Here is a 24690-nt window from a genome sequence, read left to right as displayed (position 1 = left end):
TTATTGCAACCCTTCCTTCCGCTGTAGGAAGTCGAGCAGGAGCTGAATGGCGTTGGTCCTCTCGACCATTTCAGCCCTGCGGGTTGCATCGTTATCAAGGGAAGCAGACTGGATGCGATCAAGCTCTAGCTGTTCTCTTAGTGCTCTAACCGTCGCTTCGCGTGTGGTGCGATCCATGGTCCTACTAACAGTGGAGTGGATTAGATTGGTTTTCCAGCTTGGCATTTGTGTTCAAGCATGTGCTGTCGCAGCGCACCGATTGCACGCTCTTTTTCGCCAATTGTCAATTCCAGCTCCCGATCCAATCTCTTAGTAGCAGCGAAATCACCAGACTTAAAGAGATCAAGGTGTCGGCTTGTTAGGTGGGTCAGCTTGCTCAGGATGGTCTCAACAGTGGCAGCAAGCCGCGTATATTCCGCGCAAATTTCCATCCTGAGTTGGATGCCCAAATCCTGAAGCAAAGGACTAGGGAATACCCCGGCAAAACGCTCAGCTACCATGATGACAACAATGGTTGCGCGCCCACATCTGATTGCGATTGTCGCTTGCCTTTCACTTACCTGCAATGCGCAGCATTGCCCGAATGCAACAATGCGCGATGCGACGATCAGGGGTGATTCGATTGACGGTGCTGTGAGCTTGCACGAGCCGCTAAGGTCAGTTCAGGTTCGGCTGATTTCCCGCAACAAGACTGTTTGGGTCGGCTCGACGAACAAAGAAGGTTCATTCGTAATTAAAGATCAGCGTCCAGGTACCTACCGCCTCACTGTAGCCGGATGGGGCAGCATGACCGTTCGCTTGAGTCCCAGAAAGTCATCTAAATCGGACAGAAACCTCTCGATGTCATCATGCGTGAGGACAATGAATGTGTTTGGACAACCACCGTCCTAAATTGATCCCGCTACTTCTGTCCTTCTGCTTCGCCCAACGCTTACGTTGTGCTTCTGCAATACGCTGGCGAGCTTCTGCGCTCCATTCACGTATTGTGGCCATCTCACAACTGAATTCTGCAATCTAAGTTCCTTGTGCAACGACTGTTCCATCCGGACCAGCCAAGCACGCGGTCTAGGACCGTCGGGCTGCGCTGTTCGTCCGGTTCACCCCTAGATGGACATCGCATAATTCTAGATATAGAGAGAACCTTATGATCTACGGACCGCACCAGAGGAACATCGTTTCCGTCCGCAGTAATGAAGCCGCAAACCCTCCCTCGACCTGCCGTCTGTATGTCCTGCTCGTGCTGCTTGCAATGGTTCTCTCCTTGTTATCTGTGATGTGGTTTTTCGATCCCAACAGCTTGACGCTGACTCCATCAAGCGGGCGCATTGAGCTGCGAAGCGCCGGAAGTTGAAAGATCACCGAACGGTGTTTTGTCTTATTTACTTCGGAAATGGACCTTGGCAGGCATCTAGAAAGCGAACGGCATACTCGGTCAACTTGTACCAGTCGGTGCCTTCAGAATCCACTTCTTCATGCCTCTCGTATTCGCTTAGATTGCGTGAATCAAATGAGCTTGAAACTTCAAATTCTCTTAATTAGCCCAAGTCTTTCGTAGTTATCAGGGTACACACTGGGTGGAATTTCAAATTCTTTTGGTCCCTGCGATTTGAGTGCTCCGAAGGACCATGGTGCAAGCGTCATTCCAGCGTAAATCCGGTGCTTAGTCTCAATCTTCCTGGAGTATTGAGGGTGGAGCTCAAAGAATTGTTTATTCCGTTCTTGCTCACGTTCAATGCCATCGTTGAAGTGCTCGACGCTTCCTGAAAGCCTCAGTGCAGGCTCCGTTCTGATCTCACTGGCTTACGAGTGAACAGCAGGTGAGACAGTCTGCCACGGAAGATGTCAGGAGGCAGGTCGGAGCGACGCGCACTGCACAGAGGACAGTCGGCAACAATCCAGGTATCAGGCATTGTTTGCACAGGTGCAGGGATGTTTTGGGCCACAGCCCTTGCAGGTCACTGTGCAGGCGCAGACGCGGGATTCGGGCAAGGTGGTCCCGAAGCAAGTGCCCGACAAGTTCGGCCATCGTTCAAATGAAGATGGCACTATCGATTCATCTGTCCCCACTGCTTCTCCACCTTCGCAACCTTGTGAAGGCGATCTAGCTCGCGCCGAGCGGAACCAGGTCCGCGATCTCCAGTCTGCTAGATCATTTCAGCAAAATGAGAGACGGACCGAGGGCTGGCTCCCGAGAAATTCCTCGCGTTCAAGGTCGGCGATCTTGAGTAGCAGCGTGCGGCGCAAGTCGTGAACCGAAGGATCGGCAGGGTGTAGATGTGCTCCCCGATCGATCTCCCGAACGGTCTTACGCAGAATGTCTATAAGCTTTCGGGAAGTCGATGAAGACGGCATGACAGACTCTCGCTTGCCAATTTGGATGAGAGCAGGCGAGAATAGGATGGCCTTCATTCAATCGATTTTGCAAAGGTATTGGCCTAATCCATATCTTCCGTTCTTTCCTTGTTGCCCTATGGAATGGACCCCCGAAACCGAGCCCTCGACTGCGTTAATTACCCCGTTGGGCGCAGATTAAGGGCTCAGGCAGGTTCCACAGTGGAACAGGTATTAGCGAAGCAAAGGCGAACATAGGCAACAATTTGGAGCGTTTTCCGACCTAGGCCCAGGCAGAGACCTCGCCACCACAAGCTTGCACGCTTCCGCTTCGGTAATTACACTAGCGACAAGTTTCCACGATTTGAGTTGTGCCCTGAGGCAGTCATGCCGGATTGCAAAGTCAAGTCTGCTCTTGTGCTTGAGAACGACCCCAAAGATATCCTCGTTGCTCTTTCCATTCTGCGTTCCGTGGGCATCAGTGATGTTTGTAGTTTTGCATCCAGTCTGAAGGCGCAGAACTTTCTATACGACGCGCTCAATCGTGAAGCGCCGCTGCCCGATCTCCTCGTCGTCGATTTGGATCTACAGCAAGAGAGTGGCTATGAATTTATCCGCCACTGGCGAACAGTTGCGGGTTTGCGGGACATTCCCCTGATCGTCTGGTCAAAGCTTGGTCAGGATCATGAGCAGGTATGTGAGGTGTTCCATGTAAGCTGCTTCATCCCGAAATGGAAAGGGAGAGAAGCTCTTGAATCAGCAATCCGTGAGGAGTGCTTCGCCTAGACAGCTAGCGATTGCGTTCGATGACGCTCGACAATGCTTTGGAGAGCAGGAGCCCTCGCGGATCTCACCTCAGCCGCTAGCATTTCCAAAATCCTGAACGATGTTCTCGCCCGCCATCGGTCTGCCGCGAGCCGAATTTTGGGCTTGGAAAGCTGCTGAGCAGGTCCATCGACATCCGACCCACGGACACCTTATTTCTGAAGCCAGAGCGGCATCGTGCTTTACTCCTCCTGCTCGTCACCATCCTAGTCCAGCTTGTGGACGGCGGCGGCATATCGGTCGGTCAGATGCAACCGCCTCACAAGATTGCGAGTTGGAGACCGGCGTCAGCTTTGCTCAAGTTCTTGCGAAAGTCTCAAACCGGTCGGGTTTCCGCTGCGCATAGAGTCACAGTCTGTTAATCCGTGTAGTGCAACATGGAACGAGAACGCAACAAGATTGAACCTCCGCTTGGCCCGGGCTTCAGACCGGGCCAGAATCGCTAGGCAAAGCCCTAGTTACTTTGTCGGCAACATCCATGCTACGTTTTGTTACTTCCTCACTGAAATGAGCTGCGCCATGGACCGAGCCTTTACGCACCGCTTCAATACTGGTGACGGCACGGTCGATTCGATCTGCCATCGCTGCTTTCATACCGTCGCCATTGCAAGTCGCGAATCTGATCTCCAAACCCTCGAGCAAAAGCATGTCTGCGACCCGGAAGACAAACTGCGTTTCGAGCTAATCGCTGAGGCCGCTAAGCTGCACTACTTGGAGCAGGCATCTTGACGCAAATTCCGCCCTCCCCCGATGGCGGAGAGGTCTAGGACATACAGCAATTTTCACTTACGGACCGTAAACCTCTTTGGCACATCTCGCATCTCTAATGAGCTGAGTAGTTGCAGCCAATGGATTCCAAGCGCGCCCCCGTAGCCGAAGCTGTCCTCCGAACGATCGCTGAACTTGAGAGAAAGCACGGCACCGATGATCCTCAACTCTTTGAGAAGATCCGGCGGCGCGTTCTTCTGCGTCTTTCTGAGCGGCTCACAAAGCCGAAGTCCCGAATGAAAGTAGTTCTATTCCATCCTGATGCGGGTTGAACAGGGACCGACGAGCTGAAGCCGCACAAAGCGCCACAAGGATGAACCTTCGTTCATAATCCATCCAACGCGTTGATCCGCTTCAAATCGCGCGTACAATCCCCCTGTGGCCGGTTTCACCGAACACGCTCTCCGCACCTCTTCGAATGTCCTCCGCACATCCCGACAGCGGCTCGTCCTCTGCGCTGCTCAACGGGCCATAGAGCGAGAGTGCATAGCATCAACTCGGGAGAGAATTAGCAGGACCGGAGAGCTCATCTACCCAGTTGAGAGCTTCGGGTTTTGCGCTCCGAATCAACCTCGCTCCACTAGGGTATTTCCTAGTTGGAAAGGGAAAATACTCACGCTAAGAATGTCGAGAAGATGCATTTCGCAAATCCTCCTCTGAAGCCCGTTGCAGTGGCGTATGACGTCACGGAAAGTACACTCCGATTGGCGGCTCAAGCTCGTCACCAATTAACGCAAACTGCCTCAGTTGTGCAGCGCTCAAAAAAAACGATTAGAAGGACCGACCAGCTCATCTCCTGCATTCTGCAAGATGCTATGGTTGCTTCTCCCCCCCGGACTGGACAGTCTGACGTTGCGCTCTCGCATCGAGCCAAAGAGATCCGTGTGAGAAAGAGAGCTGACAACGTCCACTGTCAGCCCTCCGTGCATCAGACCACACCGGAACGGATTATGTGATTACGGTGAACGAGACTACAATCCGGACATGGACGATCCGACAGACCGCGCGCTCATACGATCCGCCGAGACACTTGACTCGTCTGTATTCGCTATCGAAGCTTCAAAAGCTCTTGAGCATTCGATACGAGAGACGCTCGCAAGCAGCGCGGCCAGGGTTGAAGAGTCACGAGACATTCTGCAAAAAACCAGCGAAGCTGCGTTGCCGGTGACCGAACCCGAAGACCCCCAGCCACGTTGATCTCCATAACACATCGAGCCGAGAATTTATCGGCGCCGAGCCCTTGATCTTGAAGGCGAGGCCTGAACAGCGGTGTGATTCAGGGCTATTGTCCCTCAACCTCGGTTGGGCATAATCAACGCGACTGCTTACGCTTGGACGGAAGAGGGTGCTCGATGAAGACCTCGTGGCAAATCGAATCCGGTGGTCTGCTCTGCCGATGGTCCGCCCTCCTGGATGATGGTTCAAATTCGCCCATTATGCCGGCGACATCGACAGAACGCTATGGGAGCTTTATGCCCCCGATGCCCGATTTCGTGGTACGTTCCTTGGAACCTCCGGTGGAACCTACCTCGGTCTTCATCAATGCCTTAGACATCGCTGTCTGTCACAGCAGCGACACCTGCGACGGCCGTTCCCGAGACTCAGCGAAGCCCTTGGATCAGGCTGACTCTTCGAACTCTAGTCTTTCCATCTCCCGCAGCTGCCGCAAAAGGACCCGCAGATCCTTTTCGTTCTCAGCTACCCTTTCAGAAATCCAGGCGAGGTTGACCTGGCCAGTCGTCAGCATTCGCAGGAGCCATTGCAGATCGGCCTCGCACTCTCTCATACGAGACTTGGTATGTTCTATCTGCATCCTGCGTCTCAGGTTCACGCATCCGCCCTCCTCGCGACGCCAAACGGTAGGGTGCTTTGATCGGACAGTTAGATGCTTGTGTAATCCGGCGAGGCCTGCCGAGAGAACTCGGCAATAGCAGATCAGAAAAAAGCCACAGATTGCAATCCTGTAGGTGATCACAATCTGTGGTGCCGATACATGTGCCGTCCCCGCAGAGGAGCGGCACCTGTCTGCTTGTTCGGATGTAGAAGGTTTGTACACGTTGTAGCTTTGTGCGTTCAGCGTCTCACACTCTGTATCGCAACAAAACTGGTGGCGTTGTACACCGCGCACCGCAGTATACGAATCAACCCACTTTCTGCACGCCTTTATGAACTCTTTACGCAACCATCAGTGACGAAGCGGTATCGAATTGGGGTGAACGACGGACGTAAAGCTACTTAGAATGTGGGCCTTATGTATTCACCGCTTGAGGGTCAAGCGCTATTGATCGTTGATGCTGTTCTGCTGCTTTTCCTGCTCATTTCAGAGCACATTCCGATCCAGAAGCCGTACTGGTTCCATTCTCTTTTTGGGCTGTGTTGGAGTGTGATCGTTGTTGCGACGGAAATTGTGCAGCGTATTGTCCGCTGAAGGCATTTTGGTGCATCTTTTCTGGTTATGAACCACGGGGACTTGGTTCAACGCTTGTGCCTTTGCTCGCTTGCTGAACCCTATGGGAACTAGGGAAAACCCCGGTCACGTAGAGCATCATCAGAGGAATACTGCGTAAGGGTAATCTGAGAGGCTCGAGATGGCTGATCCAAAGGTTCAACTGCTGAAAGACACAGTTAAGAAGATCGAACAACACCACAGCGACAATCCGGCGAGTTCCCAACTCAAGCAGATTCTGAACGAAAAAATCGAGGAACTTGAAAGTTTTGGCGATCGCGAACCTGAGCCACTGGCTCACAGGGATTAGGGTTGACCGAGAAGATGTACCAAGCATCATCGAGCGAGTGCACATCACGCCAGCGCCGTCGCCCTCTACCACGTCGGTCACATTTCACAAGTCCTAACATCTCTTTCATCAAAAGGGTGTCTGTCTACGGTTCTATTCTGAGCTGTTGGAGTAGCCCCGTGCCCAAGTACCACTAGGCTGCGCGGTTCTTCGGAGCCTCTGGATTCTGATCGAGGATCGAGCGACTAGGCCTTGAGCCAGTGGTTACAGATGTGAGCGGCTTCGGCGCGCTTCATGTCAGCCTGGGTGTTGACACTCGCGATGGAGACGTAACAGCGTGGACATATAGAGTCGACGGACTGCAAAGGAAAGCAGCTGAGGCACGCCCCGAAGGAAAATCTTTGTTGCTGGCGGGATCGAGATGCGCCTTTCTGGGTGGATTGTTTGAATGCTTAGTCGAAGAGGAGCGCGAGGTGTTACAAGAAGCTGCTGAGCTCAGCGTGAGCTGACTCAGAGAACAACCTCGGAGGCTCCTCAGAGACGATATGTATTACATCGGACTGGACATTCACAAGAAGACGATCAGCTATTGCGTGAAGGACGCGGCTGGTTGTGTGCACCGGGAAGGCAAGATCGGTTCGAGCCGGCGCGAGTTGGATGCGTGGATCGGAACCCTTCCGCAGCCGCGGATGATGGCGATGGAAGCGACCATCTTCACCGGTTGGATTTACGACTACCTGCTTCCGCATGCGGAGAAGTTGAAGGTGGCTCATCCGCTGATGCTGCGGGCGATTGCGGCAGCCAAGAAGAAGAACGACAAGATCGACGCGGCGAAGATCGCCGACTGTCTCCGATGCGATTTTCTGCCTGAGTGCCACATAGCCCCGACTGAGATCCGCGACAGGCGCCGAGTGCTGCGTTATCGCAACCTGGTGGTGAGGCAGATGGTGCAGATGAAGAACCGGGTCTCTGGGCTGCTGATGGAGACCGGAGTGAGCTACAACAAGCGTCAGCTGCACAAGGTGGGCTACTTCGGCGAGATGATGTCGACCAACGCAGAGATCAACGACGCGGTGCGTCCATTGCTGAACCTGAGCCGCGGTATGATCCGGCGTTCGAGCAAGCTGGAGTACGACCTGGTGAGTTCGCTGGAACGCGATCCCTTGCTGAGAGAGCGGCTGCGGCGGTTGCGCACTGTTCCCGGAGTTGGCTCGATCACGGCGCTCACATGGGCTCTCGAGATCGGTGACTACACGCGCTTCAGCTCCAACCGGCAGGCGATCAGCTACTGCGGCTTGTGCGCCGATGAGAAGAGTTCGGCGGACAAGGTAATGAGGATGCCGCTATCGAAGCAGCGGAACAAGCATATCCAGCGAGTGCTGGTCGAAGCTGCGAAGCTGGCGCCTAGGGACTCACCGGAACTGGCGATGATCCGAGCACGTGAGCTGGAGAGAGGAAATCCCAACCGGGCCACCCTTGCAGTTGCCAGGAAGATGGTCTGCTACATGCTGGCGGTTGAACGCAGACAACAGGATTTCGTGCAGACCGCAGCTGCATAAAAACCTTTCCTAATAAGGAAAAGCAAAAACATCGGGATCGATCGAAGCGCAGGCTGCCAGGTCCTGCATGTAGCCGACTGAGCGACGGAGTTTTACTCCCGAGGCTCTCTCCGAATTGTTTCGGGACTGGCAGAGAACACATACTCAATCATCTGCGAAGGCCTTGAGCCTGAGGCAGCAAATGGATGTCCGGTCCTGCACGGGATGCAGGGGCCATCAGCCGTGAGGCAATCGTGCGCGGACGAGATCCCGATCAATCGCAACGCGCGCTCTCCAAAGCGCGCCCTAGGGCCTCGTCGTTTTCTCTTGACAGTTGACTAACATGGAGGTCGGCAACTCGTCCCTATGCCGTTTCGTCGCCTGCCGTTTGTTTGTTCCGAGTTGCCTGTGACTCGACCACCATCACAATTCAGTCGTCGAATCGGACTATGCTTCGCATGGGGCCAAGCTCCAGCTGTCTGCCATGATCAGGCCTTCCGCTATAGAATTCGCCTTGTGACCTACGAAGAGCGAATTGTCGGACTGCGAGCGCAACTCGAAATGCTTGACTCTGGGCTCGATGAGAATAGAACTCCTCATCTCAAGGCGAGAATAGCCTTTGCAGGCCGCTGCTTAGATGATGCGGAATCTGTACTCCGCCAGGCCGTGTCCGCAGGCCCAAATGCGGCTACCTTTTGCGCCTTCGCTGAGCAAAGTATCAGCTGTGCCGCAGGCGTTTGTCTTATATCCACCGCGATCATTAAAGATTTTGGGCAGAACCTGGAGGGGTTCTGACAGACGATACGTCTGTGAGGCGATGTGACCTGTCATGCACTGGTACGTGGCGGTTTTCATCGGGCTCGCCATCCTCGGCTGAGCGTTTGTCTTGATCCCGCCCATAAGAGGCTTCTACTACGCTCAAGGATCAGGAAACGGTGAGAGGAATCAGATCACCATCGCTGACACTTGGAACAGTCGCTCGGGACGCTGTAGTCGCTCTTCGGCATTCAACCAAGCGAAATCGTTCTTGGCTTCGGTGCGCTCGAGCTTCAACCGAGGCAGACGGCGGTGTATTTCAGCTCGCCGCTGGTTCGAGACGCCCGCGGTCCTCAACTCGCGAACTAGAGCAGAGTGCTCCAGTTCGTAAAGCAGAATCCTCGCCTTGAGCTCATTCATCTTGAACTGCCGCAGCACTTCCATCGAGACCACCAGTTATTACGGGGAAAGGGAATATGGGTAGATTGCCCAAGAATCTACTCCCGGGCTGTGATATGTGTCACTCGATCTCTGGTAGTCGCCACTTGGGAACGTTCAGGTCGGATCGTCGGCAACTCGAGGTAGCCAAGAAATTGCCAGTTTCCGGGTTGCCGGTCACTGGCCCACTTCTTACTTAGCGCTCATGAGATGTAACGGTATGGGCCGCCGCGACACTATTGAACAGCCCTCCCCCACCGAGGACGGGTTATGGACCACAAAGAGGCGCTCGAATCAATGGCTGTCGAGCGGTATCTTCTTGGTGAACTCTCGCCAGCGCAGAACGAATCTTTCGAACAGCACGCCATTAGCTGCGACGAATGCGCAATCGATTTGAGAATCTGCAAGATTCTTCTGCATGGGGTAAGCGAGTCATTCCGTCGATCCAAAACAGAGTGAATCGACCAAGCTCCAACAGCCTTCAGTGCCGACTAGTTACCAACTAAGAACCAAGCCAAAATCCGTTAGGGTCCGAGTCGCCGCAAATCCGCCCATAATGAGCAGTCTCGACGAGAGGTAATACCACCTATTCAATGCAACGTCTACCGGCGGCTACTGTGAAGTGAGTTTGTTCAGGCGGCGGCCATCTCCAGGATTGAATAGGGGCTAATGGTTGCGATTGCGCTGACCAAGCGAAGAGCACACTTTGAGGCCAAAGTGGAGTACTCCTCCTGAGTGCGTTCCATGCCACCCGGTAGCGCCATCATGGCGATATCCAGTTCTTTGGAGAGGTGAGGCTCCGGTGTCGATGGGACGACAGTCTCGATGATGAGCACTCGAGCATCCTGCGGCATAGCATTGCGGATCGCAGACAGGATTTTGATGCATTCCTTATCCGGCCAGTCGTGGATGATATTCATCAACAGATAGGCGTTTGCTTCAGGAATGGGATCAGCGAAGAAGCTGCCACCGACCAAAGACAGCTTTTCATCTTTCTCCGGCACAACATCTGCAATCACATGTGGCTGATCGAACAGAATTCCCAGCGTCATTGGCGACCTCTTAAGGATGGCGCGCAACAAGTGCCCTCGGCCGCCCCCAATGTCTGCAACAACCGCGAATTGCGAGAAATCATATGCAGGCAGAATGGCCGCAATATCACCGTGCGATTTCGAAGTCATTGACGCGTTAAAGATGCGGCTTTCTTCGGGATGGCCAGCCAAATACCCGAAAACTCCTTCCGGATGGCTCTTTGTGAATGCAGGTTCGCCCGTACGCAAAGAATGATCTAAGTCACCAAATGCGTCCCAGAACGCCGGTAAACCGAGCATCCGAATGTAGTCGCGCAAAGAGCCGGGATGGTCGGAGCGAAGGAGGCGTGACGCTTCCGTATGATGCCAGGACCCGTCCTTCAATTCAAAGATCCCAACCGAGGCTAACAGCCGTAACACCCGATAGAGAGCATGCGGTTGTGTGCCTGTAGCATCCGCGAGTGCCTCGGTTGATCGAGCCCCATTGTCGAGTGCGTCGGCGACTCCGAACTCTGCTACGACGTGCAGGCATCGCGATGTCCAGTAGGCTGTGGTGAACTGCATAAGGAGGGCGTTCGCAGGACTCGGCGGTGTTGGGGCTCCCGGTCGCTCAATGTCGAGGTTCATGTGAATCACCTTGTGGAATATAGGCTGAAAATGTTGAACGCGATTGTATTGAAATCCTGAAGCTGTGACAACGCATTGTTGATCGTGCGGTCCGCCACTCGGGCCCAACCCGAGAAATTGCCGGCTTCCGAGTTGCCGGTGATTCGCTCAAAACCCCAGCTTGGGGCATCGTCATGTGTGTACCCGAGCCAGATCGAATCATATTCTAAAGATGCACTTGCATCTGTGCTCTGCATGCCGAAGTGTCCCGAGTACGATCGTCTCGCAAGTTGAAGATGTGCTTGCAGACCTTGCCCGAATCACGACTGATCAGCTTCAGTCTGCGCCGGGGACCAGAAATGAATCCTGAGTGCGATAGGCTTTCGCCTTTTTCCCTCTGCCATTATTATCAGCAAATGACAGGCGAGTGGGTCCGACCGGATGGCCTTTGGATACTCGACTCACAGGGTGCAAGCGTCTATGCAAATGAGGACATGGCTGAAATGTTGGGAACCACAGTTTCCGATCTGCTCGGCAAAGATTCCTTCCTGTACGTGTTTCCAGAGGACCTTGACGCGGCGCGACAGCTTTTCGCCACGAAGCAAGCCGGTAATCGCGCTCCCTTTCACTTCAGATTGCGGCGTGTAGATGGCGGCCCGATCTGGGCCGATGTGCAAGCGACTCCAATGCGAAACGCAGCAGATCAATTCATAGGCATCGTGGGTTCCTTCACGATTTCCACGCTCCAAGGCGAGAAGAAGTAGCAGCTCCCCATGAAAAAGGTAAGAGTTTGATCCGACCCGTGGAAGCCCAAACCGGCTGTGACAGACATCCTGCTTCAGTCCTCGCGTAGTGCTACGGTGGGTTCGAGGGTCGCTGCCCGTTGGGCCGGGATCGCACTTGCGATCAATGCGCTCAAGAGGAGAATTCCGGTTGCGAACCCGAGTGCTGCTAAATCGACAGTTCCCACTTGATATAGGGAGGCATGCAGCAGGCTTCCTGCAAAGAATGACGATGCTAGTCCTAAGACCATACCAATGCCCACCTGCGCAAAAGCGGAACGAAGAACCAGCCGGATGACATCTGCGGGCGTTGCTCCGACTGCCATTCGCACACCGATTTCGCCGGTACGCCGCGCGACCGCGTACGACATCACTCCGTAGAGACCGATCGACGCGAGGAGAATCGCCAGGCAGCCGAAGAGGAAGCTCAGGTCGGCCACGGTTCTTTGCTGATCGTAATGAACATCGATCTGTTCTTGAAGCGGATGGATGTTGAGAATGGCGAGGTTGGGATCAACCTGGGCAAACACTTTGCGGATGTCAGGCTCCAGCCGGCCAAGGTCGCCGCTCAACCATAACTGGACACCGTTGATAAAGTGCGACCACTTTTCGCCGTCCTTCTTTGCATTATCGGTATACGGGATCGTCTGCGAGAGTGCGGCGAATACCATGGGGTCGGCTGGCAGTGCAGGATCGGCGTACCTTGCGTCGCGTACAACTCCCACGATTTCGAAACTGTGGTTTGGAGCCGGAGGGTTAAATTGGAAGCTGCGACCGATGGGATTCTGATCGGGGAAGAACTTGCGAACAAAGGCTTGATTCACTACCACGACCTGCCGCGTGTCCTGTTGATCAGAGGGGAGGATGCCGCGGCCTTCGAGCAATCGTTGTCCAATGCTTTCAAAGTAGCCGGGCCCCACACGGTCGTATCCGACTTGATGCGAATCGTCGGTCGGGGGATTCGCTTCCCCGGGCATGATGACGTATTGGGTCCAGTAGCCAGCCATGGGGCTGTTGAGAGCCGCGCTCGCTCTGTGCACACCGGGAATTTCTTCAAGCCGTATGTTCAGGTCGCGATAGATTCTGTCGAGATCGGGCACGGTGTATTTGGCAAGCGGGGGCTCTATTGTGACGATGTAACGATTCTCCGCTTGAAAGCCGAAATCCTGATTGCGCAGGTTGTAAATGCTGTGGGCGAGCATGCCTGCGACGGCAACAAGGAGGAGCGATACGGCAGTCTGCACAACCACAATTGCCTTTTGCGAGAATCCCGCTCCGCCGCCCATGGTGCGAGTCGATCCGCGCATCGACACCATGGGGTCAGTACGCGAAGCGAGCCAAGCAGGAGCAACTCCGGCGATGATTCCAGTGAGCAACGACAATGCAAGGCAGAAACTCAGCATGGCCAGCGAAGGCGAAATATGCACCGGCAGCACCGGAGCATGCCGAAACACAAGCCGAACAATCAGTCCTGCACCGCTCCAGGCGATGATCACCCCGAGCACTCCACCCATCGCAGCCAGCAGCAGACTCTCCGTGAATGATTCGCGCAAGATCATGCGCGTCGGTGCTCCCAGGGCGCGCTGTAAGGCGGTTTGAGGCCGTCGCGTCATTCCTCTCGCGAGTAGAAGATTGGCAACGTTTGCGCACCCTATAAGAAGAACAGCGCAGCAGATGCCAAGAAGAATCTTGAGACTGCTGCCGTAGGCATCCCGCATCTCGCTCACGCCGCGGCCTGCCGGACCCAATCGGATCACCTGGTGCGAAAGTTCTTCTGCTGACTGGGCGGCAAAAGCACCTTCGCCTGCAAGCCAATGCTCCAGAAGCACGGTGAGCCGTTGGCCGGCATTCGCTGGGTTCGCATCCGGCTTTAATCTCCCGATAAGGCGCAACCACGACAGCGACGCAACATCGCAGTACGGCGCGTCGGCATCGGTGAGGTAATCGACCGAGAGCGGCACCCAGAGATCCATAGGGTTGCTGGAAAGCGTCTCGCCATAAAAGCCTGGGGGAGCAATCCCAACGATCGTGAAAGCGAAGGTCTCGATCTGAAACGTGGAGCCAACCACGTTGGGATCGCCGCCGTATCTCTGCTTCCATGTGCGGTAGCTCATGACGGCCACGGGCGGAGCCCCGCGATGGTCGTCTTCGGGAATGAGCAAGCGGCCAACTGCAGCTCGGACTCCAAGCGTTTGGAAATAATTGCCGCTGACGTATTCGCCCATCAGGGCGTGAGCCTGCGCACGATCTGTGCCCGTTCCGTAGCGGACGCTCAACACGCCCGGGCCCGCCTGGAAAGCGGCCACTTGATCGAACTCCGGCTTGGCTGCCGCTTCGATCTGTTTGTAGAGCTTGAAGGAGTACAGCCCCCAGTCGCCCTGAAGATCGTTCGTCTGGCAACAGGTCTTACCAATGCCGATCTGGTAGAGCTGTGAAGGATCTGAAACAGGAAGGGATTTCAGTATGACCGCTTCGATTAGCGAGAAGATTGCCGTGCATGCGCCTATGCCCAGAGCCAGTGTCAGCACTACGATGGCCGTAAACATCGGAGCAAGTTTGAACTGCCGCATTGCGCGGCGAACTTCGGTCAAGATGGTCATCGCTTCGGCTTCTCTAGGACGAAACTCGGATCAAGTCTTTATATAGCTCCGGACCCCGGGAGGCAAGGCGCGGAGCGCCATCGCTCCACTTCTTCGGGCCTTCGTCACACACGCCCCCAATGGTTGACTTGGCTCGACCGCGCCGCTCTTCGATGGAACTACTCCGTTCTGATTGCCCTTAGAGGATCGATGCTGCAGGCGCGCATCCCCGGCGCCCATACCGCGACCAAAGCTACGATGATGAGCACCACCGGCGCGAAGAGAAAGGCCACTGGGTCCCATGGGCGAACGGCGAAGAGAAAGCTTTCCATGAATCGGGTAAGAAAGGGGGCTGCAGCGAGGCCGACCGTAATTCCAATCAGCGCCAAGCGCATTCCTGACCAGATTACAAGTCTGCGAATCGCTGGCCGATCGGCCCCAAGCGCCATTCGGATTGCCATCTCCTGATTCCGCTGTGCCACCGAGTAGGCCAGCACGCCGAAGATCCCTACGGCAGCGAGGATGAGGGCCACACCTGCGAAGCTGGTGAGCAGCAGCATATTGAACCGATCGCGCGCGGTTGAGCCAAGCATAACCTCCTCCATCGTCTGCACATGGCCAACGGGGAAGCCGCCGCTTGCGATGCGCAGTTGTTCGGTCACCGCAGTGATGAGGTTCTGAGGCTCGGTACGCGTTCGAACCACCCAAAATAAGGGTTGCACATTTGAGTAAGACGCGGTGTATGCGTCGGTAACCTGAGTGATGGGCACAAGGAGCACCGGCTCGGGGGGCCGCCCAGGTCCGTTTGTGTGCGTGTCTCCTACAACACCAACGACCGTATAGGTCGACTCGTTCAGACCCGGACCCAGGCCGCGGCTCACGTCCACCTTCTGGCCGACAGGATCCTGATTGTGCCAGTAGCGGTTGGCCATAGTTTGATTAATGAGTGCGACATGGGGGGAAGAAGCAGTGTCGTTCTCCGTGATGTCGCGTCCGCGCAGAACAGGAATCCTGAAGACGCTGAGATACCCGGGTGAAATACTCATCCAGCTGCTGGCATACTGATGATCGCGATCGAGCGGTTGACCGAGGATTTGAAACGGTAATGCGTCACCTACATAGTTCGGCAGCCAAAAAGCGGCAGCGGCGATCTCTACGCCGGGCATCGAATTGAGACGCTCGCGACCGTTACGTGAGAGTTCGGCAACGCCCGCAGTCGTTTCGAAGCGGTCGCCTGTGACAGACATTTCCAGGGTGAGCGTGTTCTGTGCGTCGAAGCCCGGCTTAACGGTATGGAGAGCTCGCAGAGTGCGAATAAGCAGTGTGGATCCGATTACCAGTACCAGTGCTAAAGAGAACTCAAGGATCACCAGGAGTGAACGCGTCTTGCCTTGCCGCAATCCTGTTCCAGAGCGATTGGGATCATCTTTCAATGCCGCATTCAGATCCGTGCGCGAGGCCACCAGAGCCGGGAAGAGACCGAATAGAACTGCGGTGATGAGGGAGATAACCAGAGTGAAAACTAAGACACGCCAGTCGATCGCAACTTGGGAACCGTTCTCGCCTATTCGCGGCAGATCGGCTGGGCTTATCGTGAGCAGACCACGTACACCTGCAAACCCAAGTGCGAGGCCAAGAACACCTCCTGCTAACGAAAGGAGCACGCTTTCGATCAGCAATTGGCGCACGATGTGCATACCCCCGGCTCCGAGCGCGCAGCGAACAGCGATCTCGCGCCTGCGCGCCGTAGCGCGCACCAGCAGCAGATTCGCGACATTCGAACAGGCAATCAACAGCACCAGGCCGACCGCTGCCAGCAGTGTTGTCAGAGACTTGCGTGAATCTCCCACAATACTGTCGCGTAGAGGCTCGATGTGAAACTCCAGCCGCTGGTTGGTGTCGGGGTATTCTCTTCGGAACTCGGCTGCAGCGAGCTTCAGCTGGGCCTTTGCCTGAGCCAAAGTCACTCCGGGCCTCAGCAGAGCAGCCACACGGAAATAGCTGTTGAAGTCGTTGCTGACCTGCGGAAATTGAAACGGTAACCAGATATCAGCTTGAGGCTGGGGGACGAAATCTTTGCCGAGGATGCCAAGAATGGTGTACGGCTCATTGCCTAGCTGAAGGGATTTGCCCACGATCGCCGGATCGCTTCCGAATCTTCGCTGCCACAGCCCGTAGCTGAGCACCACCGCTTTCCCACCGTTAGGAAGATCCTCCTGCTGCGTAAAGGTCCGGCCCCGCATCACTGGAGCGCCAAAAAGACGGAAGTATCCCTCGGTCACGTGGATACCGCGGACTTGCTCGGGACGTTCCCCAGTCAGATTGAAGCCGGGCCCCGACATGTCGTAGGCAGCGACCTCCTGGAAGACGTTCGTCTGTCGCTGAAATGTGTGAAACTCCGGAACGTTCGAACGGAAGCTGGCGATGGTCACCGAACGTTGACCAAACTGCACGATGCGATCAGCATTCGGGTAACTGAGCGGTTTCAGCAATACCGTGTTAACCACCGTGAAGATGGCAGTGTTCATGCCAATACCCAGCGCCAGGGTAGCGATCACGGCAATCGCGAACGCCGGGGCTCTGAAGAGCGTCCGCAGTGAATGCTTCACATCGCTGGCCAGCCATGGCACGGGTTCATTCCTCGTCCAATTCAAGATACACGGGACTGCAGCGCAACTGGAAAACGAGTGGTACAGGCCGGTGGAGAGCCAAGTTGGAGCGCATATGAGCACAGATGGCCGTTGGGTTTACGAAGAATTGCAGATTGAGCGGAGGCTGGTCTTACACAATTCTGGAATCAGATACGGGGCAGACAGTCCGGCCGTGTCGCTCTACTGGAAGCTACTTGAACACCTGAAAATGTGCCCGATTGTGCCGAAAAGAGGACATGAAACAGAGAATCAGCCAATCTTTGCTTCTGCGGGTGTGTTGTCGCCAACTCGGAAGTATGCCGTTTCTTCGCCTTGTTCGGGGTATCCTAATCGCAACACACCAGAACAGTCGCGATGAGCAAAAGCCGCATAAATCCCACGGAACAGGCGTCTCTACCCGCAACAGCAGCGAGCAGAGGCTTGGGATGGCTTCAGCTTGGTTCGGTTCAGTCCAAGGGCTGCCGTGCGAGCGCTGCCGAGCGCCCGTCGCAATACCGAAGAAGAGGCGGAGTGGGATCGGGAACTGGATTGTTCGGGCCTGGCCGAACACATGGCAGCAGCTCGACAACGCCATGAACGCGGAGAGACTGTCAACATCGAGCGCCCGCCGATATACATCCCACCCGGAAAAGAAGAGACGGTCAGGGGCAGACTCGCCGCCCGCATCAATGCGGCGAGGGAGTGAAGCAGCATGAGGCCGGGTAAATCTGCCGGTAGCCGGTTGCCTCTCTGTAGGGATGACCGGAAGGACCGCTTTCATCCAGAACGAACGCTCTGCGGCCCTTAACTGGGTGATCCATCGGGCCAGGGAGAGAAATGATCTTCTCCTCCGTTGCGAGATTTGCTCGAAATCTTCACAACTAGACGCGCACGGCCGCCCGCGGATAACCTGCCCGGCCCGGAACTGTAAATGCAGGGAAGCGTAGTCACATGCCATTGGACAGGTGGAGATTACCAGCGGGGGATGACGCCCGAGAACCGACAGGCATAGGATCTCTGCAGTGCATGCGCTTGAACCCGGTGTTTCCCGAGTTCGAGCATTGAGCCCGTCTCGCGGCGGGCTCTTTGTTTTCGAGGAGCCTCACGACTCGAATTGTGTGGACTGCCCCCCTTGGCGAGCCAGCGGCTGACCGAACAGCCCAGGATCCAAACTGAAGTTATTGGTTATACCGCACGATCGCGCCAAGTGACGGTGGCCGAGAAGTAGAATAGCCCTGATTATTATCTGCCCACGTTCCTCGCAGGGTGGGGGCTGATCTGGGGCTATGAGATGTACAGAATCTATATTCAAGGGTGGAAGTCACGTCTACCTGATTGCGAAGACATTGAATACCTGCTCACGAACGATTCAAAACGGGCAGAGCGCTGGTATACACGCACCGCCGCTGAGATGTTCATGAAGAGGCTCAGCAATGGGATCACGATTTCACTCAACGGTTCAGAAGTAACGTGCAGACACTTCGTAATTGAGGAAACCTCGCCGAGCGTTTTTGTCGTGTACTTCGATTCTCCGGTTGCGCTAAACAATTGAATGGCTAGTAATGCTTTCCAGCTCCTGCTTTGGCGCCATCGATCCTTGGCTCGTCCCCTTCAGCAATAAAGCTCGAAATCTGGTGGGGAGGGGAGCGACAATCGAGCCGCGCGGCAGGCGATGCCGATTGTTCCCAAGATCGCCTACCGTCTGCGTTGCGAGTTCCTGCCTGAGTGCCACGGACGGCCGAGATCCGTGATCCGCCTAGGATTCTACACAGCGTTGGGGACCAATCAGTGTGCGGACACATATCGATCCGCTGCATAGATCAATCGAATTAGCCTGTTTGCGTGCGAGGGCGGCTGAGATCAAGTGTAACCACAGATGTTCTGGATTTCTACAACCGCTCGGGAAGTATGAAACTAATGAGAGAGACAAAGGGGAAATTGCACTGCAGCGTGCACTTTGGCCGGGGAAGACACCCGGGTGTACTTATTTAGGAGGTGAGATGATGCCCATCTCATAATCGAGTCGCCTCTCAAATTGTGAGAGCTCGGCAGAATACAAGCGCAATTGCCCAACAATCGTATTGAGTTTCCCGGCCCATGTAGACCTGGACCTGCTATCCGCTTCTATATTCGGGGGATTGTTCTCGAGGAATTTCTTGATCGTGTCCAACTCTCGGATTCTTCCTCTGAGAAAGGCGATGCGGCGCCCGGGATGATACATGGAATACTCGTCTGTCATGCTTTTCATTCCGGTCTCGAGGATCATCTCCCAGATCGGTGCTCGCTGCTTATCTTGCGTGAGTTCAACTGTCTCCGCAAACCCCTTGTCGCTAGAGTACAGCCGAAGAAAGGGCCTACTCGGCTAGAGTAAGCCCCTCGTTCAACAACAACGCGATCTGGGGTTGCGTTGAAGCTCGCTAAATCAGTTGACGGTGAGCTGCGTGGATCCCGTGATGCCTGTAAGTGCTGCGATGATGTTCGTAGTTCCGTGGGTTGCACTAGCCGCGACACCCTTCTGATTCACAACTGCTACTGTCGGTGTGGAAGAGGTCCACGTCACCACATTGGAGATGTCCTGCGTCGATCCGTCGCTGAATAGCCCGCTGGCTGCAAACTGCTGCGAAGAGCCCAGCGCGATCGTCGGGTTCGCCGGAGTCACGGTAATGCTCTGCACCGTTGCATTCGTGACGGTCAGGGTTGTCGTTGCAGAGCCCTGGCCGTTGATGCTTCCGGTTACAGTCACGCTTCCGGCAGCCACGCCTGAGACCACTCCCAGCCGATCGATAACGGCATCGGCATAGTTGGAGGTTTGCCAACGTGCCGAGGCGGTCAGGTTCACCTGGGTAATTCCATCGCTGAAGATCCCGATTAGCGAGACCTGCAGTTTGGTCCCGGCCGCTATGGTTGGATTCGCCGGCTGGACCGCGAGCGACTGAATCGTCATTGAGGTGACGGTTACCGAGGTCGTTCCAGTGACTCCGTTCAGCTTTGCGGTGATCGTGACTGCCTTGTTTTTGGCATTCTTCGAGCGAAGTACGCCGCTGGAGTTAACCATCGCATACCGCGGAGAGCTGCTGCGCCAGGACACTCCAGAGAGCACCTGTTGCGAACCGTCTGTGAAGTGCCCAATGGCAGTTAACTGTGTCCTGGAATGCGGCGGAACGATCGGGCTGTCTGGTGATATGGTGATCGACTGCAGCGTGGCCGTCGTGATGTTCAGAGTTGCAGAGCCGCTGATCGCCCCTGAGGTGGCCGTGATTGTGACAGTGCCCGGGCTAATACCGTTTACGAGACCAGTCGCATTGATTACAGCGAGAACACCGTTAGAGGACGTCCAGACTACCTGCGAGCTCAGATCTTGCGTACTGTTGTCAGAGAAGACCCCAGTCGCCGTAAATTGGACGTTTCCATTGACTCCGACTACCGTCGTCACCGGAGTGACCACGATATTTGTCAGAACTGCGGGTGTAACTGTGAGAGAAGCTGTTGTCGACATCGAGTCGTAGAAGACTGAAATAGTGGTCTGCCCGGAAGCAAGCGCGGATGCTAGGCCCGAGGAGTTAACTCCGGCGACTGACGGCGAAGACGAGAGCCAAGATAGACCCGTCGTAACCGGCTGCAGGCTGCCGTCGCTATACACCACGTTGACCGCATACTGCTGGGTCGTGCCGTTTGCAATCGAGGCTGTTTTCGGTGTGAGCTGAACCGATACCGGTACGGCATCGGTGATGTAGACGGTAGTCGTGGTCGAGATGCTGCCGTCGGTTGCCGTGATCGTGACCGGGTTGTTGTTGCTGCTGGCCACGCCGGTGACAATTCCCGTAACGGGATCGACCGATGCAAGCGTCGGATCAGATGAAGACCACGTTGCATTTGCGGTTATATCCTGTGTCGAACCGTCGCTGTAAGTGCCAGTGAGGCTCAGCTGGTATTGCCCACCGACCGGAATGTATTGAGCATCCGGGGCGATATCAATCTCAGTCAGAACCGCAGCTGTCACGGTGAGAGTTGCTGCTCCGGGAGTCGTGTTGCCGGAGGTCGCTGATATTGTGGCAGCGCCTGCACTGAGACCTGTGGCGAGGCCCGTTGGATCAACACTCGAAATTGAGGTCGAATTCGAACTCCAATTGACAGAGCTCGTGATGTCGGTCTGGCTGCCATCTGAGAACAGACCGCTGGCAGCAAACGCCTGCGTCTGACCTGTGGCGATACTTGCCGTCAAAGGAGTCACATTGATTGCCTGCAGCAAAGCCGCGGAGACCGTCACGGCCGCGGATCCGCTTTTCGAGCCGATCATCGCAGTGATCGTAGAGCTACCTGCCGACGACCCCGTCACCAGGCCTGTCGAGTCTACCGTGGCTGCAACTGTGGTGGAGGTCCAAGTGGCTTGGCTGGTCACATCCTGCGACGTCCCGTCGCTGTATGTTCCCAGAGCGGAAAGCTGTTTACTCTGACCTGATGCAATCGAGAAAACCAGGGGGCTCACTGTGATGGAGGTGAGCGAAGGGCCGCTTACCGCAATACCTGCTGTGCCAGACAGCGAGTTCAACGTGGCAGTCACGGTGACGGTTCCCGTTTTGAGACCTGTGAGGCTTCCAGATGAGCTTACTGTCGCCACCGTAGGATCGGAGCTCTGCCATGAGACCTGGGTCGTAAGCGGCTGCGAGCTGTTATCCGTGTAAACGCCCGTTGCCGTCAATTGCTCGCTCGCGCCTGAGGGCACAGACGGGCTCGGCGCGGATACGCTTATGGAGGCGAGGACAGCCGAGGTGACGGAGATGCCGGCCGATCCAGAGACTGCATTCATCGTGGCGGTTACAGTAACCGTCCCAGCTTTCAAGGAGTGAAGCACTCCGCCGCTACTGATGGTGGCGACTGTGGAATCTGAACTCTGCCACGCGACCTGAGAGGTGAGCGTTTGCGTTGTGCTATCAGTGTAGGTGCCCTGAGCCGCAAGCTGCTCACTGGCTCCTGCTGCGAGCGAAGATCCGCCCGAGACGGAGATCGAAGTGAGTGCCGCGCCGCTGACTGTGACCGCCAGGGTTCCTGAGACGCCGTTCTGCGAGGCGTTGGCAATTACCGATCCCGACTTATAGCTCGTGAGCATTCCCGCGGCGCTGAGGCTGCCGACCGCGGAATCCGAAGATGCCCACGTTACCTGTGAAGTGATGTCGGAGATCGTTCCATCACTGTAGTTGCCTTGGGCGGTGAGTTGGAGTGTTGCGCCCGCAGCGATGGAGTGAACCGCATTCGCTCCGTAAACGGTGATTGATGCGAGAGTCTTGCTACTCCCACTAGTGTTGTTCTGCGAGTTCTTGTGGCCGCCGCCACAACCGGACAGAACAAGACAAATCCCGAGAACAGAGCAAATCATTGCACCGATCTTTTTCATACAACCGACCTCTTCCTCAACAGGACTACTTCAAGATGGCGCGCAATATCACAGACCAAGACCGAGGGCGGGGCGCAGCAGCTGGGAATCAGCTCGGACGATCTCTTGCCCGAGAAATGCGTTCCCCAACTACCTCGGTTGGTCTGGTTCGCCTAGTGAACAGTTTGTGGTGAACAGCTCTTTGGGTACATACAACCTACGGGGACTGATAGCCATAGGTAATAGCACCAAGGTCGAGACATGGCGATCAGTAGCGAGGGAAAACTTCTGGGAGCTGAAGTAGCCAGGCCTATCCGAGTCGAGAGATGTCCCGCAGAACTCAATTACCCGGCAGTCACATCAGGTGTTCAGCCTGCAAGCAGTTGATCGAATATGGTTGGAAAACTCCGACCGGTGTACGGCCGTTCTGATCTGAATCGCCCACCAATCGCCAATGTCGCATGGCTGCACGAGCAGTTCCGTCTTCATGTCGCGAGAAGTCATCCGGCTTCGGAACCTCGCAAATCAACTTTCGGTAGCGGCAGGCTGCGCGGATGAACAAGTCTCCAATACTGCCCGTCAGTATCCCCCTGGAAGTTGAACTCGCGAGCAGTACGGATCGCCGGGCCAGAAACGGGCGTCGCTCCAAGGGTGGCGATGGGTCACCCCAGACTGCAATTAGTTCGTTGTGTGCCCACCGTACGCATCGACAGGCTTTGATACCACTCAATCATGCCCGAATTGCAGGAGTGCAGCTGCTCTTTCCGCGCAAGATCAGATTCGCCGCGCACTGTCGCGACTGTGATGAAACATTGATGGCAGATTGAATCAACGGTGCCGTCCAAATTGTGCCGATGGGAAAACTTCTGATCCTTCATCATCTTCTTCACCTTGGGAGCAGATGGTTGTTTATAGCCCGGAGGCAACAACGACGCAATCGCCAGACAGTAACCCGCGCACCGCTTACTGAAGTTAGCGGCCCCGTCTACTAGGGACGCTGGCAGAACAGATAGGCTCCAGCAATGAGTCTGAGGCGTCTGCGATGGATCTCGAATCCGTGCCTGAACCTTTGACTCTCCATGGTGAGACTTCTAACGCAAACGTAACCAGCGGTGCATATTATGTGGCATGCCTCCGTCGATTGCACCGGCTTATCTTTGCACCATGGAAGCGCTCAATCTTCTTTCAGGCTCTGACAAGCCAACTGTGATCCGAGTCATTCTCGCCGACTCTCAGGCGATCTACACTGAGGGACTCAGCAGGATCATCGCCCTTGAAAAGGACGTCCGGCTAGTAGCGCAAGTTAACTGCCTAGATCAACTCCGAATTGCGGTTGAACACAATCCTTGTGACGTTGTCCTGGTCGAAGGTGAGCTTCTGATAACAGGCGCAAGCGTGGTTGCGGAACTCCTGCGGATCGCACCAGAGGCCAAGTTCATTGTGCAGTGCGAGGCGGCAAACGAGCGACAAACCGTCGAACTATTCCGCCGTGGCATTCGCGGTATTGTCTCTCGATCTATATCTCCCGATCTACTACTTCGATGCGTGAGGCGCATCGCTGCAGGAGAAACTTGGATCGACAACCAAGCATTGAACTGGATGCTCGAAGCATATCGACTACTGGAAGCCGCACTCGTGGACCCACGCACACAGATGCACCTCTCTCCCAGGGAGAAAGCAATCATCAGTGGTGTCACGCGAGGCATGCGCAATAAGGAGATTGCTTACGAGATCGGAACCTCTGAACAGGTCATCAAGAACTATTTGCGCAAAATTTATGACAAGCTCGGCGTAAACGACCGAATCGAATTAGCGCTGTTCTGCCTACACGACAAGTTGATCAGCCAAGAGATAGATCAGGTTGCTGCCACTGGCCCAAGTACAAATTGGATCGCCAGAGCCTGAGAGCCTCCATCCGCGAGGTGAATGTCTGCTCAGAGGCTCCAGCATTACCGCTCCCGAGGTTCCCGCTCGGGAGCGACCACTCTCGCAACCGGGAGTGTAAGTAGTTGGATGCGTTTCGCTGAACAGTCAAAGACTTCGAATATCGTGTTGAATGATTGCAATTCGCAGGAAGTCGTCCGAGGTACTTGCATCTTGCGGTAAAGGGACCCTCTTGACGTCGATCAGATCAACATGCGAGGTTCCGCAATTCCTTTTGTACTCAGTTGACTAATATGGATTGCCGATCATCCAGCGATCTTGGTAGGCTGCCCGTCTACACTGCCCGAAGCACTTGGATTCATCATAGGGGAGGATGAAAATGGACCAGGAAGGCAGCATCAACGGAGACCAGGGAG

Annotated in this window: 14 protein-coding genes and 1 pseudogene; 7 read left to right on the top strand and 8 right to left on the bottom strand. The window is 55.3% G+C overall.

The features are described from left to right. Positions 1-200 precede the first annotated feature (200 nt). Entirely contained in the window at positions 201-500 is a 300-nt protein-coding gene (locus DHV10_RS13515) for a hypothetical protein (protein ID WP_109486892.1), read from the bottom strand. A 2218-nt stretch (positions 501-2718) separates the two neighbouring features. Between DHV10_RS13515 and DHV10_RS13500 the strand changes: the two genes are divergently transcribed. The 4 genes from DHV10_RS13500 (at position 2719) to DHV10_RS13480 (ending at position 8218) form a co-directional block, all read left to right on the top strand. Beyond that, on the top strand, positions 2719-3117 hold the full coding sequence (locus tag DHV10_RS13500; protein ID WP_109486889.1) for a response regulator: 399 nt from the start codon (positions 2719-2721) through the stop codon (positions 3115-3117). 558 nt (positions 3118-3675) lie between these two features. Beyond that, positions 3676-3885 (top strand): hypothetical protein, encoded by a 210-nt coding sequence (locus DHV10_RS13495; RefSeq protein ID WP_109486888.1) that lies wholly within the window; start codon positions 3676-3678, stop codon positions 3883-3885. 2627 nt (positions 3886-6512) lie between these two features. Then, positions 6513-6680, top strand: coding sequence for a hypothetical protein (locus DHV10_RS27155; RefSeq protein WP_162601504.1), 168 nt, complete (start codon positions 6513-6515; stop codon positions 6678-6680). 524 nt (positions 6681-7204) lie between these two features. After that, positions 7205-8218: an IS110 family RNA-guided transposase gene (locus tag DHV10_RS13480; RefSeq protein WP_109486885.1), complete on the top strand. Its 1014-nt coding sequence runs from the start codon at positions 7205-7207 to the stop codon at positions 8216-8218. Between the two features lie 612 nt (positions 8219-8830). On the opposite strand, the gene DHV10_RS13475 is transcribed toward DHV10_RS13480, so the two are convergent. Together DHV10_RS13475 and DHV10_RS13470 are read right to left on the bottom strand one after the other, a co-directional pair. Next, positions 8831-9052 (bottom strand): hypothetical protein, encoded by a 222-nt coding sequence (locus DHV10_RS13475; RefSeq protein WP_162601503.1) that lies wholly within the window; start codon positions 9050-9052, stop codon positions 8831-8833. Between the two features lie 90 nt (positions 9053-9142). Beyond that, positions 9143-9397, bottom strand: coding sequence for a hypothetical protein (locus DHV10_RS13470; RefSeq protein ID WP_162601502.1), 255 nt, complete (start codon positions 9395-9397; stop codon positions 9143-9145). 264 nt (positions 9398-9661) lie between these two features. On the opposite strand from DHV10_RS13470, the gene DHV10_RS28280 reads away from it, so the two are divergent. Beyond that, positions 9662-9850, top strand: coding sequence for a zf-HC2 domain-containing protein (locus DHV10_RS28280; RefSeq protein ID WP_109486882.1), 189 nt, complete (start codon positions 9662-9664; stop codon positions 9848-9850). A 173-nt stretch (positions 9851-10023) separates the two neighbouring features. Here DHV10_RS28280 and DHV10_RS13460 read toward each other — a convergent pair whose 3' ends face one another. Next, positions 10024-10740 (bottom strand): methyltransferase, encoded by a 717-nt coding sequence (locus tag DHV10_RS13460; RefSeq protein ID WP_162601501.1) that lies wholly within the window; start codon positions 10738-10740, stop codon positions 10024-10026. A gap of 33 nt (positions 10741-10773) precedes the next feature. Beyond that, positions 10774-10986: pseudogene (locus DHV10_RS28275) on the bottom strand (methyltransferase family protein); the annotation flags it as partial. 344 nt (positions 10987-11330) lie between these two features. Between DHV10_RS28275 and DHV10_RS13450 the strand changes: the two are divergent. Continuing rightward, a complete protein-coding gene (locus DHV10_RS13450; protein WP_162601500.1) occupies positions 11331-11792 on the top strand; it encodes a PAS domain-containing protein in 462 nt (153 codons plus the stop codon). A 74-nt stretch (positions 11793-11866) separates the two neighbouring features. On the opposite strand, the gene DHV10_RS13445 is transcribed toward DHV10_RS13450, so the two are convergent. The 3 genes from DHV10_RS13445 to DHV10_RS13425 all read right to left on the bottom strand — a co-directional run bounded on the left by DHV10_RS13445 (position 11867) and on the right by DHV10_RS13425 (position 22411). Continuing rightward, positions 11867-14410 carry an ABC transporter permease gene (locus DHV10_RS13445; RefSeq protein WP_109486878.1) on the bottom strand — a complete coding sequence of 848 codons (2544 nt, stop codon included), beginning with the start codon at positions 14408-14410 and terminating at the stop codon, positions 11867-11869. 158 nt (positions 14411-14568) lie between these two features. Next, positions 14569-17019 carry an ABC transporter permease gene (locus DHV10_RS13440; protein ID WP_109486877.1) on the bottom strand — a complete coding sequence of 817 codons (2451 nt, stop codon included), beginning with the start codon at positions 17017-17019 and terminating at the stop codon, positions 14569-14571. Between the two features lie 2422 nt (positions 17020-19441). Then, a complete protein-coding gene (locus DHV10_RS13425; protein ID WP_109486874.1) occupies positions 19442-22411 on the bottom strand; it encodes a beta strand repeat-containing protein in 2970 nt (989 codons plus the stop codon). A 1107-nt stretch (positions 22412-23518) separates the two neighbouring features. Here DHV10_RS13425 and DHV10_RS13415 point away from each other — a divergent pair. Beyond that, on the top strand, positions 23519-24295 hold the full coding sequence (locus DHV10_RS13415) for a response regulator transcription factor (protein WP_239461629.1): 777 nt from the start codon (positions 23519-23521) through the stop codon (positions 24293-24295). The last annotated feature ends 395 nt before the right edge of the window (positions 24296-24690 follow it).

The organism is Occallatibacter savannae (assembly GCF_003131205.1).
Classification (GTDB): domain Bacteria; phylum Acidobacteriota; class Terriglobia; order Terriglobales; family Acidobacteriaceae; genus Telmatobacter; species Telmatobacter savannae.
This window is presented reverse-complemented; position numbering and strand designations above follow the sequence as displayed.